Source organism: Ruminococcus sp. RTP21358st1_G6_RTP21358_211008, assembly GCF_040908885.1.
Classification (GTDB): domain Bacteria; phylum Bacillota; class Clostridia; order Lachnospirales; family Lachnospiraceae; genus Blautia_A; species Blautia_A faecis.
This window is the reverse complement of the sequence record NZ_JBDGDM010000009.1, coordinates 23,944-42,572: the sequence shown is the minus strand read 5'-3', so window position 1 is coordinate 42,572 and position 18,629 is coordinate 23,944. Positions and strand designations below refer to the sequence as shown.

The window sequence follows — 18,629 nt, the reverse complement described above, 5'->3', positions numbered from 1 at the left end:
AAAAGTCCTGAAGCTGAATGAAGGCAATGGCTGGAAGGGAACCTTCCAAGATCTGGATAAATATAAGAAGGGACAGGAAATCAAGTATACCGTAGTTGAAACCACAAATGTGAACGGTTATACAGCAAACGTAAGTGGAAGCGCCAAAGACGGTTATGTGATAACCAATATCCACACTCCAGAAAGTGTGAACATTGAAGGAACCAAGACCTGGAATGACAATGGCAATGCAGACATCAGACCAGAAACTATCACTATTAATCTTTATGCAAATAAAAAATTGGTTGCTTCCAAGACTGTAACAAAGACAGATGACTGGAAATGGAAATTTGCAGATCAGCCGAAATACGAAAAAGGGCAGGAAATTGAATACACCATAACAGAGGATAAAGTAGATGGATATATTACTGCACAGGGAATTGGCAATTATGATGTAGTCAATACTCCAACTACAGTAACTGTCGACAAAGTCGATGATGAAGGAAATCCAGTAAAGAATGCAAAGCTTCAGATTTCTGTAAAAGATGATAATGGAAATGTAGTAGCAAGCTGGAAAACAGATGATACCAGCTATGATATTATTGGTAAGCTGATTGCAGGAAACACTTATACACTGGAGGAAATTAATGTTCCGACAGGCTATGTTGCAGCTGATCCAATTACCTTTAAAGTAGAAGCTGATGGAACTATTACAGTGGACAACAAAACAATAGTTGGCAATAAACTGACTCTGGTAGATGCCAAACTACATTTCAATGTCAACAAAGTAGAACTTGGAAATGGTAAAGAAGTAGAAGGTGCTCATCTTGTAGTAATTGATAAGGAAACAGGTAAGACTGTAGATGAGTGGGTTTCTGAAAAAGGTAAAACTCACGACTTTGGTCCTAAACTTGAAGCTGGAAAGAGCTATATTCTTAGAGAAACAGTAGCTCCTGCTGGTTATAAGTATGCAACAGATATTGAGTTTACTGTTAAAAAAGATGGAACTATTGAAACCAATGCAAAAACTACAACAGATACAGATGGTAACAAGGTATACCTGGTAGAAGATGACACCACCAAGGTAACCATCACCAAAGTAGACGCCCTTGGCAATCAGCTTTCAGGCGTAGTACTCGAAATCCAGGACAAGGACGGCGTGGTAATCGATAGTTGGACAACTTCAACTAAGGACAACCCACGCGTAATCACTGGCAAACTGATCCTCGGCGAAACCTACAAGTTAGTCGAGAAATCCGCTCCAGCTGGTTATACCCTGGCAGATCCTGTTGAGTTTACGGTAAGTGAGAATGACATCGACAACAAAGTTGAGATGAAGAACACCTACTCCGCATCCGGAAGTCTGAACCTGACAGCTAAGAAGACTCTGACAACCACAGAGACACCACTTACAGAAGGTCAGTTTACATTCGAACTTCGCGACAAAGATGGCACTGTTCTTCAGACCAAGACCAACGATGCTGACGGAAACGTAACCTTTGACGAAATCAAGTACAGCCTTGTAAAAGACAACACAGATAAGAAAGTAGATGATACCGGCGAATACCAGTACACCGTAAATGAGGTGAAAGGTGACGCAGCAGGTTACACCTACGACGACACCATCTACACCATCAACGCAACCGTAACAGATGCAGGCAACGGTACCTTAACCGTAACCCCAGTCATCCATTCCTCCAAGGCAACCTCTGAGGATGCCACTGTAACAGGTATGGAATTTACCAACACCTACACCACATCTGGTCAGATCGCTCTTGGTGCAACCAAGACTCTGGAAGGCCAGACACTGGAAGCAGAGCAGTTCAGCTTCCAGGCAACAGAAATGGATGCAGATGGAAAGGCAGTAGAAAATGGTTACAACGAAACTGTGAAGAATGCTGACGGCGGCACCATCACATTCCCAATCATCACATACAAGGAATCCGGAACCCATTATTACCAGATCACAGAAGTAAAAGATGAGAAACCGGCATACCAGTATGATGAAAGAAAATACGTTGTAAAAGTAGACGTAACAGACGACAATGCAGGCAAGTTAACAGCGAAAGTTACTTCTGTCACAAAGAACGGCGAACCTGTAAAGAGTGAAGACCTCACTGGAGCAGTTACCTTCACGAATACCTACAGCGCTTCCGCTGACCTTGAACTGAAAGCCCAGAAGTCCATGAAGGTAGAAGCTGAGCAGCTTGGAACCTTCGAATTCGAACTGAAAGATGCAGATGGCAAGGTAATTGAGACAGTTAAGAACGACGAGAAAGGTGCGATCAGCTTCAGCAAGCTTTCCTATACAGAGAAAGATGCTGGCAAGACCTTTACCTACACCGTAAACGAAAAGCTCCCATCAGAGGCAGACACCTACGTATACGACAAAACTGTTTATACAGTAACTGTAAATGTAGAAGACAACCGTGACGGAACTCTGAAGCTTACCACCAAGGTAAATGGAGAAGATTACACTGAGACAGCCATGAAATTTGTCAACGATACTACCAAGGTTACCATTTCCAAGGTAGACGACACCACCCTGAAAGCTCTTGCAGGAGCAAAACTTCAGGTAGTAGATGACCAGGATAAGGTTGTGGAAGAGTGGACCTCAGATGGTACACCACATGTGATCACAGCGAAACTTGTTCTTGGCAAGACCTACAAACTGGTTGAGGCAGAAGCACCATCAGGATATGAGATCGCAGAGCCGATCACCTTCACTGTTGATGCAGATGACACCAAAAATGCAGTTGAGATGAAGGATGCCATGACAAAGAGCAAGACCGCTGCTATTGAGATCACCAAGGAACTGAAGCTGAACGATGCACTTGCAGGCGCTAAGGATATGACCTTCTACGCAGCACTTTTCGCAGATGCAGAATGCACAATTCCTGCTTCTGATGTAAAAGCACTTGAGTTTAAGAATGCATCTTCTTCCACAGTTACCTTTACCAATCTGGATCTTGGAAGAACCTACTATGTAAGTGAGACAGATGTAACCGGAAAAGCAATTGATTCAGGCATGACGCCGGATGAAAAGGTTTATGTACCGGTTTATCCACAGGGACAGGCAATCACCGTAACTGAGGATGGCGCAAAGAGCAGCATCACATTCGAGAACCAGTTCAGCGAATGGCCGGATGGATTCTACAAGATCGCGACTCTGAATGTAACCAAGAAGCTTCTTGGTGCAGATGGAAATGCCCTGGAAAGTGATGAGATTTTCTATGCAGGTATCTTTGATGACAAAGAGTGCACAACTCTTTCCACAAGAACAGAGAAGAACATCCTGACACTTGATCTTGCAGGCGGCTCCACAGTATCTGAGAGTACACAGGCAGTTGTAATACCGGATGAAGCCTTTACGCTCTATGTTGCAGAGACAGATGCAGAAGGAAATCTGGTAGATGGTACAGACGGATTCAGATACGCAGTAACTGTTGAAAATGGAAATGTACTGTTTGATGAAAATAATCTCAATGCAGAGGTAACCATCATTAACCAGAAACAACCGGAAGCAACACCTACTGTAACTCCTGAGGAGACCATAACTCCTACACCAACCCCAGGCACCTCCACAGGTGTTAAGACAGGTGATGACACACCAATCGGCTTCTATATGGCATTGTTCTTTGTTGCAGCTCTCGCAATCGAAGAAACAACCAGAAGACGCCGCAAAAAAGAACAGGATTAACAAATCACAATTAAATAATCAGAACCGCCCCTGCAGGAAGAATCCTACCAGATTCGCCCGCAGGGGCGGTTCTTTTTAAAAGAATTTTGTTGTAGTAAGATACTTTTTTGTGTGTTATACTAATGCAAGAAGTTGAAGATGCTCCGGAATTATCAGCTGCATTGTATAAAGCTTTTAAGTGCAGTGTAATTCAGCATAATCGAAGAAATGAATTAAATACATCCCAATACCGGTTGTTTAAACAAACTGATTGGGCACTATTTGGAGGAAAAAATGAAAAAAGAGAACATTCCTGCATACGAGGTTTTGAAACAGGAGAATCTGACCGATATCCATTCCGCCGGATATCTGGTTCGCCATAAGAAAACAGGAGCCAGACTGGTTCTGATCGAGAATGATGATGAGAATAAGGTATTTTCCATTGCCTTTCGTACTACGCCGAAGAACAGCACCGGTGTTCCCCACATTCTGGAACACAGCGTTCTGTGCGGCTCCCGCGAGTTTCCGCTGAAGGATCCATTTGTAGAGCTGGTAAAGGGCTCTCTGAATACCTTCCTGAATGCCATGACCTACCCGGACAAGACCTGTTATCCGGTGGCAAGCTGCAATGACCAGGATTTCCAGAACCTGATGCATGTGTATCTGGACGCTGTTTTTTACCCGAATATTTATAAGAAAGAGGAGATTTTCCGCCAGGAAGGATGGAATTACCATCTGGAGAAGAAGGAAGGCCCGCTCACATACAATGGTGTTGTATACAATGAGATGAAGGGCGCATTTTCTTCCCCGGACGAGGTGCTGGAAAGAGAAATTATGAACCATCTTTTCCCGGACAATACCTACGGCGTGGAATCCGGCGGCAATCCGGAGAATATTCCGGAGCTTTCCTATGAAGAGTTTCTGGATTTCCACCGCACCTACTATCATCCGTCCAACAGCTATATTTACCTTTACGGAAATATGGACATGGAAGAGAAGTTGCGATTTATTGATGAGAAATATCTGTCCGCATTTGAGGCTTTGGACGTTGATTCCAGTATTAAGGAGCAGGCAGCTTTTTCCCAGGTGAAAGACCTGCAGATCGAGTATCCCATTGCGGAGAACGAGGAAGAAGAGGATAACACCTATCTCTCCTATAACATGGTTGTAGGAAATGCCATGGACAGTACCCTGGGTGTGGCATTTGATGTGTTGGATTATGCACTTTTAAGTGCGCCGGGAGCACCGCTGAAGCAGGCTCTTCTGGACGCCGGAATCGGTAAGGATATTTATGGCGATTACAGCGACGGTGTTTTGCAGCCGTATTTCTCCGTGATTGCAAAAGGTGCCAGAGCTGCCCGGAAGGAGGAATTTGTTTCCATTATCCGAAATTGCCTTCAGGACATTGTGAAAAATGGAATTGATAAGAAGGCGGTTCTTTCCGGAATCAATTACATGGAGTTCCGTTACCGCGAAGCAGATTTTGGACAGTTTCCAAAAGGTCTGATGTATGGACTGGATATTATGGGAAGCTGGCTTTATGATGATGAGAATGCTTTTTCCCAGGTAAAGCTTCTGGAGATTTATGATCAGCTGAAAATTGCAGTAAATGAAGGCTATTTCGAGAATCTGATCCAGAAATGGCTTCTGGACAATACACATGGTGCGATCCTGACTCTTGTGCCGAAGCGCGGTCTTGCAGCCCAGCGTGAGAAAGAGCTGGCAGACAGGCTGGAAGCATACAGAAGCAGCCTTTCCGATGAACAGCTGGAAGAAATGGTAAGAAAGACAAAAGCCCTTGAGGCTTACCAGGAGTCTGAGGAGAGACCGGAGGACCTGGAATGCATTCCTATGCTGAAGCGTTCCGATATCCGCAAAGAAGTGAATGGTTTTTCCAATGAAGAGCTTCAGGTGGAGGACAGTCTGTTCCTGTATCAGGATGTATGCACCAATGGAATCGGTTATGTAAATATTATGTTCGAGATTAAGGATATGGCTGTTGAGAAGGTCCATTATCTTGGACTTTTGAAGTCTGTTCTCGGATATGTGGATACAAAGAATTACACTTACGGTCAGCTGTTTAATGAGACCAATGCCAGAACCGGCGGTATCCAGTGCGGCATAGATGTTTTTGACAAGGCGAACGACCCGGAAGCATTCCGTACCATGTTTACCATCCGTGGCAAAGCACTGTATTCCCAGATGGATTTCCTGTTCCAGATGATGGAAGAAATCCTGAATACTTCTAAGCTTTCAGATACCAGACGTCTTGGTGAGATTATCGGGGAGATCAGGTCCAGAGGACAGGCTTCCCTGATTGGCGCAGGCCATCAGACAGCAGTACTCCGCAGCGCTGCCTACGGTTCTCCAATGGCAGAATATCAGGATGAGATGGCAGGCGTTGGCTATTACAAATTTATCGAAGACCTTGAGAAGAATTTTCAGGAGAAAAAGGACGAGATCGTAGCCGGACTTCAGAATGCCATGGCAGAGATCATCCGAAAGGATTCCTTCATGGTAAGCTATACCGGAGAAAGAGAGTCTGTGGAACAGGTGAAGGCCTTAAGCGGTGCCCTGAAGAAGAGTCTGCCGGAGAGTACCTGTGAGGTTCCGGAAACTGCCATTACCTGCAGGAAAAAGAACGAGGGCTTTAAGACCTCCGGACAGGTTCAGTATGTGGCAAGAACCGGTAACTTTGTAAAAAAAGGCTTTACCTATACCGGTGCCCTGGAAATTCTGAAGGTTGCCTTAAGCTATGATTATCTGTGGATCAATCTTCGTGTAAAGGGGGGCGCATACGGCTGTATGAGCGGCTTTAAGAGAAGCGGGGAGAGTTATTTCGTTTCCTACAGAGATCCCCATCTTCGCAGAACTCTTGAAATATATGAGGGTGTGCCGGAATATGTGCGTACCTTTGCAGCGGATGAACGTGAGATGACCAAATACATTATCGGTACCATCAGCGGAAAGGATGTTCCAAGAACACCGCAGACACAGGGCGCCCTTGGCAGAATGGCTTATTTCCGCGGTCTCACTGTGGAGATGTTGCAAAAAGAGCGTGACCAGATCCTGAATGCTACAGTAGAGGATATCCATGCACTGGCTCCTCTGATCCAGGCAGTTCTCTCCGATGACCAGCTCTGTGTGGTTGGAAGCGAGAATGCAATCGAGAAGGCGAAGGATGTATTTATGGAGACCAAGCCGCTGGTAAGCTGCTGATAAAAGTTAAGAAAGATGAGGATATATTTTAATGACACCAGATTTTAAATCCGGATTTGTTGCAATTATTGGCCGCCCGAACGTTGGGAAATCTACCCTGATGAACCATCTGATCGGCCAGAAGATCGCGATCACATCCAAGAAGCCCCAGACCACCAGAAACCGCATCCAGACAGTCTATACCTGTGAGAAGGGACAGATCGTTTTTCTGGATACGCCTGGTATCCATAAGGCGAAGAATAAGCTTGGAGAGTATATGGTAGCCGTTGCAGAGCGTACCCTGAAAGAGGTGGATGCAATTATGTGGCTGGTTGAGCCGTCTACCTTCATTGGAGCCGGTGAGCGCCACATTGCAGAGCAGCTCCAGGGCGTTGGCGTGCCGGTCATTTTGATCATTAATAAGATCGATACAGTGAAAAAAGAGGAGATCCTTCCGGCAATCGATACGTACCGCAAGATCTGTGATTTTGCAGAGATTATCCCTTGCTCTGCACTCCGCGGACAGAACACAGAGGATATTATTGACAGTATTTTGAAATATCTGCCTTATGGACCCATGTTCTATGATGAGGATACCGTAACGGACCAGCCTCAGCGCCAGATCGTGGCAGAGGTGATCCGTGAGAAGGCGCTTCACGCACTGGATGCGGAGATTCCACATGGAATCGCAGTGGCAATTGACAAAATGAAGGAGCGTCCGGGCAAAAATCCTATGGTGGATATTGAGGCGACCATTATTTGCGAGAGGGATTCCCACAAGGGCATTATCATTGGAAAAGGCGGTGCCATGCTGAAGAAGATCGGCAGCAACGCCAGATTTGAGCTGGAACGTATGCTGGACTCCAAGGTAAACCTGAAGCTTTGGGTAAAGGTGAAAAAAGACTGGCGTGACAGTGATTTTATGATCAAAAACTTTGGATATGATAAGAAGGAAATCTGAATATGAGTGATCTGATCACGGTACAGGGAATTGTACTTTCTGCGCAGCCTGTGGGAGAGTATGACAAGCGGATCGTGCTTCTTACCAGGGAGAGGGGGAAGATTTCCGCTTTCGCCAAGGGCGCCAGACGGCAGAACAGCCCGTTTATGGCAGCTGCCAATCCTTTTGTGTTCGGGAACTTCACCCTGTATGAAGGGCGCAGCAGCTACAATCTGAACCAGGTGACCGTGACCCATCATTTTGTGGAGCTGGCCGCCAGACAGCCGGGAGTTTATTATGGTTATTACTTTCTGGAACTGGCAGATTATTTCGGAAGAGAGGGCACAGATGAGAAGAATATGATGAATCTTCTTTATCTTACTGTGAAGGCTCTCCTGAATCCGGAGATCGATGACCGGCTGGTAAGGTGCATTTTTGAACTGCGAACTATGACAGAGCAGGGGCTGATGCCGGAGCTTTTCCGGTGTGTGAACTGTGGGGAGGAGATCACCGGAAAAGAGAATCTGTTCTTTTCCCAGGAGGCACATGGAATCCTGGATGGGGACTGCCTGAAGAAAGCAAGCCCCGGAGAAGCCAGAACCGCCCGCCGGATTTCCCCGGCAGCACTTTATACCATGCAGTACATTGTAAGCTCGCCCATGACGAAGCTATACAGCTTTACAGTGACCGATGAGGTGCTGTGGGAGCTGGAACGGCATATTCAGCCTTATGTGGCAGGGAATACGGATAAGAAATTTAAGAGTTTGCAGATATTAGAAGTTATGATGTAAGTGGATTGGATGTTGCACATAACAGGAAAGCTGATTAACGTGCTTTGCTCTATACTTCGATAGCAGCACATGATTTGCTGTTCAAAAGTGCGGAAATTGTGTTTTTGCGGCAGAATGTACGGAATTGAGTACGCGGTATAACTTTACAAAAAGAAAAGTTGCGAGTATAATATTAGAAAATCATCTATCAAACAATGAGGAGAGATATCATGGAAAAAACAATGGACAAGATTATTGCTCTGGCAAAAGCAAGAGGATTTGTTTACCCGGGTTCTGAGATCTATGGAGGTCTTGCGAATACATGGGATTACGGCAACCTTGGCGTAGAGCTTAAGAATAACGTAAAGCGCGCATGGTGGCAGAAATTCATTCAGGAGTCTCCGTACAACGTAGGTGTTGACTGTGCCATCCTGATGAACCCGCAGACCTGGGTCGCATCCGGACATCTGGGAAGCTTCTCTGATCCGCTTATGGATTGTAAAGAGTGCCATGAGCGTTTCCGCGCAGACAAGATCATCGAGGACTACAGCCAGGAGCACGGCATTGAGCTTGAGAGCTCTGTAGACGGATGGTCTCAGGAAGAGATGAAGAATTTCATCGAAGAGCATAATGTTCCATGTCCTTCCTGTGGCAAACACAATTTCACAGATATCCGTCAGTTCAACCTGATGTTCAAGACCTTCCAGGGCGTAACTGAGGATGCTAAGAATACTGTATATTTAAGACCTGAGACAGCACAGGGTATTTTTGTAAACTTCAAGAACTTACAGAGAACATCCCGTAAGAAGATTCCATTTGGTATCGGTCAGATCGGTAAATCCTTCCGTAACGAGATCACACCTGGTAACTTCACATTCCGTACCCGTGAGTTCGAGCAGATGGAGCTTGAGTTCTTCTGCGAGCCGGACACAGACCTTGAGTGGTTTGCATACTGGAAGAGCTTCTGCCTGAACTGGCTGCATTCTCTTGGACTGAAGGATGAGGAAGTACGTTACCGTGACCATGACAAGGAAGAGCTGAGCTTCTACAGCAAGGCTACTACAGACGTTGAGTTCCTTTTCCCATTTGGATGGGGCGAGCTTTGGGGAATCGCAGACAGAACAGACTACGACCTTACCCAGCACCAGAATGTATCCGGACAGGATCTTACTTACTTCGATGATGAGAAGAAGCAGAAATATATCCCATATGTAATCGAGCCGTCACTTGGTGCTGACCGTGTGGTTCTTGCATTCCTTTGCAGTGCATATGATGAGGAGGTTCTGGATGCAGAGAAGAACGACGTTCGTACAGTCCTTCACTTCCATCCGGCACTTGCACCGGTTAAGATCGGTGTGCTTCCGCTTTCCAAGAAGCTGAACGAGGGCGCTGAGAAAATCTACGCTCAGTTATCAAAGAAATACAACTGCGAATTTGATGATCGTGGAAACATCGGTAAACGTTACAGAAGACAGGACGAGATCGGTACTCCGTTCTGCGTAACCTACGATTTCGATTCCGAAACTGACGGAATGGTAACTGTCCGTGACCGTGATTCCATGGAGCAGGTTCGTATTAAGATTGATGAGCTGGATGCTTACTTCGCAGATAAATTTACATTCTGATTTATGTGACAGGCAGTTCAGAATCCTCATATAACAGGAATCTGAAAATGCCGCAGCAGCGTGTGGAAACCGCGTGGAGTGTATATAAAGTAATAAAAGGGCTGACTTTCTGAAATCAGATGGTTGGTCCTTTTGCTGTCCGTATTTGCCCGGAACAGCAGTTATTGGAGTTACGAGGAAATGAAAAAAAGACGTTGGACGTGTATTGATATTTTGAAATGCCTGGCTGCTATTGCAGTGGTTGAGATCCACAAGCCTCTGGAAATACAGGGGGGAGATGAATTCCTGATCCTGTGCCGTTTTGCAGTGCCTGTGTTTTTTATGATCACCGGATTCTTTTACCCGGAAACAGTGGCGAAGAAACGGGAACTGAAGCAGTTTGGCAAAATTTTCACCATTACCATTGGCGCAAATCTGTTTTACCTGCTATGGGAAATCCTTCTGGCAGTTGAGAAAAGAGAAAATATAAAAGAAGCACTGCTTGCAAGGTTTGAGAAAAGAGTTCCGGAGGATTTTATTTTGTGGAATTTTTCCCCGCTTTCACCGCACCTGTGGTATCTGCAGGCACTTCTCTATGTGCTTGTAATTGCTTTTATTGTAGAACATCTGGGACTGAGAAAGCTGGCTTATCTGGCGATTCCGGTGCTGTTGGCGGGAAGTCTCATAAAGGGAAGCTATTCCCTGTTTTTTGTGGGAAAAGAAGACTGTCATATTTATTATGCAAGGAACTTTCTGTACTGCGGACTTCCCTTTTTCTGGCTGGGCTGCTGGTTTGGATCCAGAAAGGAGGCTCTTCTTAGCTTTCTGGACAGGAAGAAAATGGGATTTTTGCTGTGTGGACTTCCTGTTTTCTGGAATATGGCTGTTATGGAGCAGAAGTGGCTGGAAAAGCGAAATGTCCTGGGAACCCAGGAAGAGTATGCTGGAACCATTTTTCTGGCAATCTGCATCTTTCTTCTTTTTATTGGCTGGCAGAATTTTTATGTGGAGAATTCTCTTACCAGAGCATTGGCAAAAGTGGGAAAAGACTATTCCATGCTTATCTATGTTCTTCACTATGCGGTTCTGCAGGCCTTGTCCAGATGCTTTAAAGGCAGAAGGAGCCTGCTCGCAAAGGGATACCATCAGTATGGGATGATGTTTGTGTTTGCGGTTACTGTGGTGATGGTGGCAGTTTACGCTAATGCTAGAGCCTGTTTGAAAAATCATTCTCGCAAATTGTGACGAACATCTTGCAGAAAGCCTTTTTCAGACACAATCTGGGAAAAAACTGAGGATGCCTTATGAAACTGAAAAGTGAGTGAATAAAATATCGGTACACTTCCAGAAGCGCGGAAGTGTACCGATATTTTTTTGCTCTGCTTAGAATGTGTCTGAAAAATCATTCCCACAATCTGCACGCCTCGCTTTGCGGTATATTTTGCCCAAATTCGGTTGCGTAGCCCGCTGCGGCGCCCTCATCCGGGCATGATCTCCCACAAATTGTGACGAACATCTTGCAGAAAGCCCTTTTCAAACACGATTTAGAATATTTCAATAGTATATGCCGTTTCAAACATCTCATCCATTTTCAGATGATTGATAAATGGTTTCTCCGACAGATCTCCTGTGAATCCGCAATCATCGCAGCGTCCCATCCATGGCTCCAGGCAGACAAATGGGGCATCCTGGGAAGCTGACCAGATCCCGAAATTGGGGAATCCCACACAGCGCAGCTCCAGATAAGGAGTGCCGTCTGGCAGCTGGATGCCAGCCCTTGTGATCTGATTGTCAAATACCAGTGCATCGTGGTCAAACATGTGATCCTCAATCTGGCAGGTGCCATTTTCCAGCTTCAGAGTGGCCTTTTCCTCAGCCTTGGCCGTGCCGCTCTCCGGATCAAGAAGAAGGTATGTAAGGCTTTCCTGTCCGTCGAAGGTAAGACGGTAATCACTTCTTCTGGTATCCGGCAGAACCGGTACACGAAATGCCGGATGTCCGCCGATGGCGAAATACATATCCGTGTCACTGTTATTTGCTACCTTCCAGCTGACTGTAAGGGTGCGCCCCTTCAGAATATGACGGATGCGGAGCACGAAATCAAAAGGATAAACCTCTTTGGTCTCTTCTGTAGAACGAATCTGGTGGGTTACGGAATCCAGTGTGGAATCAATACATGTGAAATCTGTGTCACGGGCAAAGCCATGCTGCTTGGAAGCATATTCCTTATCACCGATCCGGTAATGATTTCCATAATGCTTTCCTACATTTGGAAAAAGAACCGGCGCATGACGTCCCCAGAACCTGGGATCTCCCTGCCAGATCACCTCACGGTCTTTCTCTTTGTCATAAATGCTGACCAGCTCAGCCCCATGGTCGTCAATGGTCACTTTCAGAAAGTCATTTTCCAAAACTCTTTTCATGATGTAAAACCTCCATGTGTGATGTTATATGTGGAGCGCGAATTCTGTCTGCTGCACTCCACAGAGCGCGTTTTCTCCATTATATCACTATATCTGTAAATTTCACCATCAAAAAATTGCATTATTTGTCCAAAATATAAATAATTCATATAAAAATGACATAAAAACATAATTAAATATGCAAAACGTACAATATCACATTGACTTTGTTATATGCCTTTGGTAAACTATACAATTATAGGGTGAATGGCATAGAAATTTTCGACACCCACATCCATTCGAAATAGAGGAGGAATACCACCATGGCAAAGAAAAGAAATATTATTGTAGGACAGTCCGGCGGACCAACATCTGTAATTAATTCCAGTCTTGCGGGCGTATACAAGAATGCAGTAGAGCGTGGCTTTGACAAGGTATATGGAATGCTTCACGGAATCCAGGGGCTGCTTGACGAGCAGTATATCGACCTTTCTACCCAGATTCATTCCGAGCTTGACATTGAGCTTCTGAAAAGGACTCCGTCCGCATTTCTTGGTTCCTGCCGTTATAAGCTTCCGGAAATCCACGAAGACAGAGCTATCTATGAGAAAATCTTCGATATTCTGAATAAACTGGAAATCTATGCATTTATCTACATCGGCGGAAATGATTCCATGGATACCATCAAGAAGCTGTCTGATTATGCCATCATTACCGGACAGACCCAGAAATTCCTTGGTGTTCCGAAGACCATTGACAATGACCTTGCACTTACCGATCATACCCCAGGCTTCGGAAGTGCAGCCAAGTATATAGCAGCTTCCACCAAGGAAGTGATCCGTGACGCAGAAGGTCTCACCTATAAGAAAAATATGATTACCATTATGGAAATCATGGGAAGAAATGCGGGCTGGCTTACAGGCGCCACTGCACTTTCCAAGTCAGAAGACTGCGAAGGACCAGATCTCATTTACCTTCCGGAGGTTCCCTTTGATATTGAGAAATTCCTCGCAAAAGTGAAAGACCTTCTGAAAAAGAAATCCTCCGTTGTCATTGCTGTATCCGAAGGAATCAAGCTGGCTGACGGACGTTATGTCTGCGAGCTTGGAAGCGTAGGAGATTATGTGGACGCATTTGGACACAAGCAGCTGCAGGGAACTGCCACCTATCTGGCGAATTTCCTGGCAGCAGAGTGCGGCTGCAAGACCCGTGCCGTAGAGCTTTCCACCCTTCAGAGAAGCGCTTCCCATATGGCATCCCGGGTGGATATTGATGAGGCTATGATGGTTGGCGGTGCAGCCGTAAAGGCAGCAGATGAAGGTGACACCGGCAAGATGGTAGTCATCGACCGTGTATCCGACGATCCATATATGGCAGCTACTGGAATTTACGATGTACACCGAATCGCCAATGAAGAGAAGCTGGTTCCGAGAAACTGGATGAACAAGGATGCAAATAATGTGACCAAGGACTTTATCGACTATATTAAACCACTGATCCAGGGCGATTATCAGCCGATCATGGTAAATGGTGTTCCCCGTCATCTGGTGCTGAATACTGGAAGAAAAAAGAAAAATTGAGAAAATGATAAAAAATTGACTGTTTTTTGCCAGAATTACCTTGACGAATGACGAATAAGCCTATAAAATAACTATGTGCGTATAAAACATAGTTTATGTTTATGAAAGTAACTGTGAAGATACTGAACAGTTACCAATGAACAAATTTTTAGGAGGAAAATGTAAAATGGCAAAATGGGTTTACATGTTTACAGAAGGTAACGCTGATATGAGAAACCTTCTGGGTGGTAAAGGTGCTAACCTTGCTGAGATGACAAACCTTGGACTTCCTGTACCTCAGGGATTTACAATCACTACTGAAGCTTGTACTCAGTACTATGAGGATGGAAGACAGATCAACGACGAGATCATGGGTCAGATCATGGAAGCAATCACCAAGATGGAAGGAGTTACCGGAAAGAAATTCGGTGACATCGAGAATCCTCTGCTTGTTTCCGTTCGTTCAGGCGCAAGAGCTTCTATGCCAGGTATGATGGATACTATCCTGAACCTTGGTTTAAATGAAGACGTTGTAGCTGTATTATCTGAGAAATCCGGCAACCCACGTTGGGCTTGGGACTGCTACAGAAGATTTATCCAGATGTACTCTGACGTAGTTATGGAAGTTGGTAAGAAATATTTCGAAGAGCTTATCGACAAAATGAAAGCTGAAAGAGGCGTTAAACTTGACGTTGAGCTTACAGCTGACGACCTTAAAGAACTTGCTATGCAGTTCAAGGCTGAATATAAAGAAAAAATCGGTTCCGATTTCCCGGCTGACCCGAAAGAGCAGTTAGTTGGTGCAATCAAAGCCGTATTCCGTTCCTGGGACAACCCACGTGCCAACGTATATCGTCGTGACAACGATATCCCATATTCCTGGGGTACAGCTGTTAACGTACAGATGATGGCATTCGGTAACATGGGTGATGACTGTGGTACTGGTGTTGCATTTACAAGAGACCCAGCTACAGGAAACAAAGGTCTGTTCGGTGAGTTCCTTACCAATGCACAGGGTGAGGACGTTGTTGCTGGTGTTCGTACACCTATGCACATCGCTGAGATGGAGCAGAAGTTCCCGGAAGCATTCAAGAAATTTACAGAAGTTTGCCATACTCTGGAGACACACTACAGAGATATGCAGGATATGGAGTTCACTGTTGAGCATGGCCAGTTATACATGCTGCAGACACGTAATGGTAAGAGAACCGCTCAGGCTGCTCTGAAAATCGCTTGTGACCTTGTTGATGAGGGAATGAGAACAGAGGAAGAAGCAGTAGCTATGATCGATCCTCGTAACCTTGATACTCTTCTTCATCCGCAGTTCGACGCTAAGGCTCTGAAAGCTGCTACACCAATGGGCAAAGGTCTTGGAGCTTCTCCAGGAGCTGCTTGTGGTAAGATCGTATTCACAGCTGATGACGCTGTAGAGTGGGCTGAGAGAGGCGAGAAGGTTATCCTTGTTCGTCTTGAGACATCCCCAGAGGATATCACAGGTATGAAATCTGCTGAAGGTATCCTGACAGTTCGTGGTGGTATGACATCTCATGCAGCAGTAGTTGCCCGTGGTATGGGTGAGTGCTGTGTATCCGGATGCGGTGATATCGCTATGGACGAAGCTAATAAGAAATTTACACTTGCTGGCAAAGAGTTCCACGAGGGAGATTTCCTTTCCATCGATGGTACAACAGGTAACATCTACGACGGAATCATCCCGACAGTAGACGCTACAATCGCTGGTGAGTTCGGACGTATCATGGCATGGGCTGACAAGTACAGAACAATGAAGGTTCGTACAAACGCTGATACTCCTGCTGACGCTAAGAAAGCAGTTGAGCTTGGTGCTGAAGGTATCGGTCTTTGCCGTACAGAGCATATGTTCTTCGGTGAGGGACGTATCGATGCATTCCGTGAGATGATCTGCTCCACAACAGCTGAGGAGAGAGAAGCAGCACTTGCTAAGGTTCTTCCATATCAGCAGGAAGACTTCGAAGGTCTGTTCGAGGCTCTCGAGGGCAACCCTGTAACAATCCGTTTCCTGGATCCGCCGCTTCATGAGTTCGTTCCTACAGAAGAGGAAGACATCAAGAAGCTTGCTGATGCTCAGGGCAAGACTGTAGAAGAGATCAAGACAATTATCGCTTCTCTTCATGAGTTCAACCCAATGATGGGACATCGTGGATGCCGTCTGGCAGTTACTTACCCAGAGATCGCTAAGATGCAGACAACAGCAGTTATCCGTGCAGCTATCAATGTAAAGAAAGCTCACGCTGACTGGAATATCTGCCCAGAGATCATGATCCCGTTAGTAGGCGATATCAAAGAGCTTAAATATGTTAAGAAGTTTGTTGTTGAGACAGCTGACGCTGAGATCGCAGCAGCAGGCGTAGATCTGAAATATGAAGTAGGTACAATGATCGAGATCCCACGTGCAGCTCTTACAGCTGACCAGATCGCTTCTGAGGCTGACTTCTTCTGCTTCGGTACCAACGACTTAACTCAGATGACATACGGCTTCTCCCGTGATGACGCTGGTAAATTCCTTAACGCTTACTATGATGCTAAGATCTTCGAGAACGATCCATTTGCAAAACTGGATCAGGTTGGTGTTGGTAAGCTTATGGATATGGCTATCAAACTTGGTAAGCCAGTTAACCCGAACCTTCACATCGGAATCTGTGGAGAGCACGGTGGAGATCCATCTTCTGTAGAGTTCTGCAACAAGATCGGTCTTGACTATGTATCTTGCTCACCATTCCGTGTACCGGTTGCTCGTCTGGCAGCAGCTCAGGCAGCTATCGCTCAGAAAAATAAATAATTCATTCTGAATATATATTTAAGTCATACTTCGGTGTGACATGTGTCCAAGCGTAAGAATAACCTTGGAGAATTGTAGAAATACGGTTCTTCAAGGTTTTTTTGTTTCTATGAAATGTAATACAACTAACCGGGCAAAATCGATAGCAAATTATGCCAATACAGGAGGCGGATAAAAATGTTACTGTTCACTCCGTGACCAGTAACCGCTCCGCGATGCACAGAAATCATGCATTCGCATGATTTCGCGCCGCAATTCTCGGGTTTTCTGTGAACTTTGTTCACAAAAAACACCTCGCGGAATGTTACCAGTGAACAGTAACATAAAAATTACTTTTCTAATTAACCGGGATGATGTTATAATGAAGTAAACAAAAATAATTGTATACATTCAATATAAAAAAGGTGAATGGAATGGTTAATAATAAACTTGACCCACATTATAAAACAAAGGAGTGTAAAACATGGATTGGGATTTGAAAATAACAGATATGGCAGGAGCTACGCCGGAACATTCTGCGGTAATTGTAAATTTTGTTGCAGCAATCAGATATCAGTTAAAGAATAGTACATGCTATGTATATTCGGATAATGTTCAATATCGTTTCAAAGATAATCAGGGAAACAACAAGATTGTAATTCCTGATGCTTCCATAAACTGCCGTACAAAATCAAGACGTGGAAACACTTTTACAGATGCGCCGCGTTTTGTTATGGAAGTTCTGTCACCATCAACAGAAAATTATGACCGGACAGAGAAAATGCAGTTATATTGTGAACAGGAGATTGAAGAGTATTGGATTGTTGACTGGCGTAAAAGAACAGTTGAAATCTATGAACTAGACTATGAAGGAGAGATTCCGAAATACTACCTTTTGAAGACGATTACTGAAGAAAATAAAGACGAGTTACACTTAATTCATTTCCCTCAAATAAAGATCACCTTTGATGAACTATTTGAGGAAATTGATTAGTGGTTTATAACAAAGACAGCAGTAAATATGCCAGCTACTAAATAAAATTGCAGTTTTATTGGATTTCGCCAATTGTGATGAACGATTCATTTGATACTTGGTATGATAAGAAATGAAATACAAAAGTTGAGGTAAAAGATAATGCTGGAAACTCAAAGATTAATATTAAGAAAATGGACTGAGGAAGATGCAGAAAGCTTATTTGAATATGCAAAGGATCCGGAAGTTGGCCCTATTACAGGCTGGCCTCCTCACAAAAATGTAGAAGAAAGTAAAAACGTAATCAGAAATGTGCTTAATGGAGCAGAGTGTTACGCAATCTGTAGAAAAGAAAATAACATTGCGATTGGTAGCATAGAATTAATTCTGAATAGCCATACAGATATGACCGAACGGGATGACGAATGTGAACTTGGATATTGGCTTGGGCAGCCATTCTGGGGACGAGGCTATATGCCGGAAGCTGCCAGTGCACTAATACGACATGGGTTTGAAGATCTTGGCATGACAACCATCTGGTGTGGTTATTACGATGGAAACCGGAAATCAAAGCGCGTACAAGAAAAATTAGGCTTTGTTTTCCATCATACCTGTAATGAAGTTCCTGTGCCACTTTTTAATGAAGTACGTGTTGGACATACCAATGTAATGACAAAAGATCATTGGGAGAAATTATATAAATAACATTTTCTCGAAATGCGCACTGG

At 44.7% G+C, this 18,629-nt stretch carries 12 protein-coding genes and 1 pseudogene; 11 read left to right on the top strand and 2 right to left on the bottom strand.

The features are described from left to right. The 7 genes from AB5Z12_RS05145 to AB5Z12_RS05115 all read left to right on the top strand — a co-directional run. A partial coding sequence (locus tag AB5Z12_RS05145; protein WP_368356965.1) for a SpaA isopeptide-forming pilin-related protein occupies window positions 1-3,679 on the top strand: 3,679 nt, incomplete at its 5' end. A 273-nt stretch (window positions 3,680-3,952) separates the two neighbouring features. Continuing rightward, window positions 3,953-6,877 (top strand): insulinase family protein, encoded by a 2,925-nt coding sequence (locus AB5Z12_RS05140; protein ID WP_173771077.1) that lies wholly within the window; start codon window positions 3,953-3,955, stop codon window positions 6,875-6,877. A 31-nt stretch (window positions 6,878-6,908) separates the two neighbouring features. Next, window positions 6,909-7,817 (top strand): GTPase Era, encoded by a 909-nt coding sequence (era, locus tag AB5Z12_RS05135; protein WP_118578648.1) that lies wholly within the window; start codon window positions 6,909-6,911, stop codon window positions 7,815-7,817. 2 nt (window positions 7,818-7,819) lie between these two features. Beyond that, entirely contained in the window at window positions 7,820-8,587 is a 768-nt protein-coding gene (gene recO, locus AB5Z12_RS05130; RefSeq protein ID WP_173771076.1) for a DNA repair protein RecO, read from the top strand. 209 nt (window positions 8,588-8,796) lie between these two features. After that, window positions 8,797-10,191 carry a glycine--tRNA ligase gene (locus AB5Z12_RS05125; RefSeq protein ID WP_173735377.1) on the top strand — a complete coding sequence of 465 codons (1,395 nt, stop codon included), beginning with the start codon at window positions 8,797-8,799 and terminating at the stop codon, window positions 10,189-10,191. 180 nt (window positions 10,192-10,371) lie between these two features. Beyond that, window positions 10,372-11,415, top strand: coding sequence for an acyltransferase (locus AB5Z12_RS05120; RefSeq protein WP_173769365.1), 1,044 nt, complete (start codon window positions 10,372-10,374; stop codon window positions 11,413-11,415). Beyond that, window positions 11,396-11,491, top strand: a complete 96-nt coding sequence (locus AB5Z12_RS05115) for a DUF6783 domain-containing protein (RefSeq protein WP_368366372.1) — start codon at window positions 11,396-11,398, stop codon at window positions 11,489-11,491. Before AB5Z12_RS05120 ends, AB5Z12_RS05115 begins: the two co-directional genes overlap by 20 nt. A 112-nt stretch (window positions 11,492-11,603) precedes the next feature. Here AB5Z12_RS05115 and AB5Z12_RS05110 read toward each other — a convergent pair. Next, window positions 11,604-11,686: pseudogene (locus AB5Z12_RS05110) on the bottom strand (DUF6783 domain-containing protein); the annotation flags it as partial. Between the two features lie 28 nt (window positions 11,687-11,714). After that, the gene (locus AB5Z12_RS05105) at window positions 11,715-12,593 is read right to left on the bottom strand and encodes an aldose 1-epimerase family protein (protein ID WP_173716884.1); all 879 of its coding nucleotides are present in this window, start codon (window positions 12,591-12,593) and stop codon (window positions 11,715-11,717) included. A gap of 302 nt (window positions 12,594-12,895) precedes the next feature. On the opposite strand from AB5Z12_RS05105, the gene AB5Z12_RS05100 reads away from it, so the two are divergent. The 4 genes from AB5Z12_RS05100 to AB5Z12_RS05085 all read left to right on the top strand — a co-directional run bounded on the left by AB5Z12_RS05100 (window position 12,896) and on the right by AB5Z12_RS05085 (window position 18,606). Further along, entirely contained in the window at window positions 12,896-14,152 is a 1,257-nt protein-coding gene (locus AB5Z12_RS05100; protein WP_148462325.1) for a 6-phosphofructokinase, read from the top strand. Between the two features lie 166 nt (window positions 14,153-14,318). Continuing rightward, window positions 14,319-16,949 (top strand): pyruvate, phosphate dikinase, encoded by a 2,631-nt coding sequence (gene ppdK / locus AB5Z12_RS05095; RefSeq protein WP_173771075.1) that lies wholly within the window; start codon window positions 14,319-14,321, stop codon window positions 16,947-16,949. 463 nt (window positions 16,950-17,412) lie between these two features. Next, window positions 17,413-17,922: a Uma2 family endonuclease gene (locus tag AB5Z12_RS05090; protein WP_148462322.1), complete on the top strand. Its 510-nt coding sequence runs from the start codon at window positions 17,413-17,415 to the stop codon at window positions 17,920-17,922. A gap of 141 nt (window positions 17,923-18,063) precedes the next feature. Then, a complete protein-coding gene (locus AB5Z12_RS05085; protein ID WP_148462320.1) occupies window positions 18,064-18,606 on the top strand; it encodes a GNAT family N-acetyltransferase in 543 nt (180 codons plus the stop codon). Window positions 18,607-18,629: the final 23 nt, after the last annotated feature.

Bases quoted from the DNA above. Each gene is read 5' to 3' on its own strand.
- AB5Z12_RS05140 (WP_173771077.1), top strand. From the start codon at position 3,953: ATGAAAAAAGAGAACATTCCTGCATACGAGGTTTTGAAACAGGAGAAT.
- era (WP_118578648.1), top strand. From the start codon at position 6,909: ATGACACCAGATTTTAAATCCGGATTTGTTGCAATTATTGGCCGCCCG.
- recO (WP_173771076.1), top strand. From the start codon at position 7,820: ATGAGTGATCTGATCACGGTACAGGGAATTGTACTTTCTGCGCAGCCT.
- AB5Z12_RS05125 (WP_173735377.1), top strand. From the start codon at position 8,797: ATGGAAAAAACAATGGACAAGATTATTGCTCTGGCAAAAGCAAGAGGA.
- AB5Z12_RS05120 (WP_173769365.1), top strand. From the start codon at position 10,372: ATGAAAAAAAGACGTTGGACGTGTATTGATATTTTGAAATGCCTGGCT.
- AB5Z12_RS05105 (WP_173716884.1), bottom strand. From the start codon at position 12,593: ATGAAAAGAGTTTTGGAAAATGACTTTCTGAAAGTGACCATTGACGAC.
- AB5Z12_RS05100 (WP_148462325.1), top strand. From the start codon at position 12,896: ATGGCAAAGAAAAGAAATATTATTGTAGGACAGTCCGGCGGACCAACA.
- ppdK (WP_173771075.1), top strand. From the start codon at position 14,319: ATGGCAAAATGGGTTTACATGTTTACAGAAGGTAACGCTGATATGAGA.
- AB5Z12_RS05090 (WP_148462322.1), top strand. From the start codon at position 17,413: ATGGATTGGGATTTGAAAATAACAGATATGGCAGGAGCTACGCCGGAA.
- AB5Z12_RS05085 (WP_148462320.1), top strand. From the start codon at position 18,064: ATGCTGGAAACTCAAAGATTAATATTAAGAAAATGGACTGAGGAAGAT.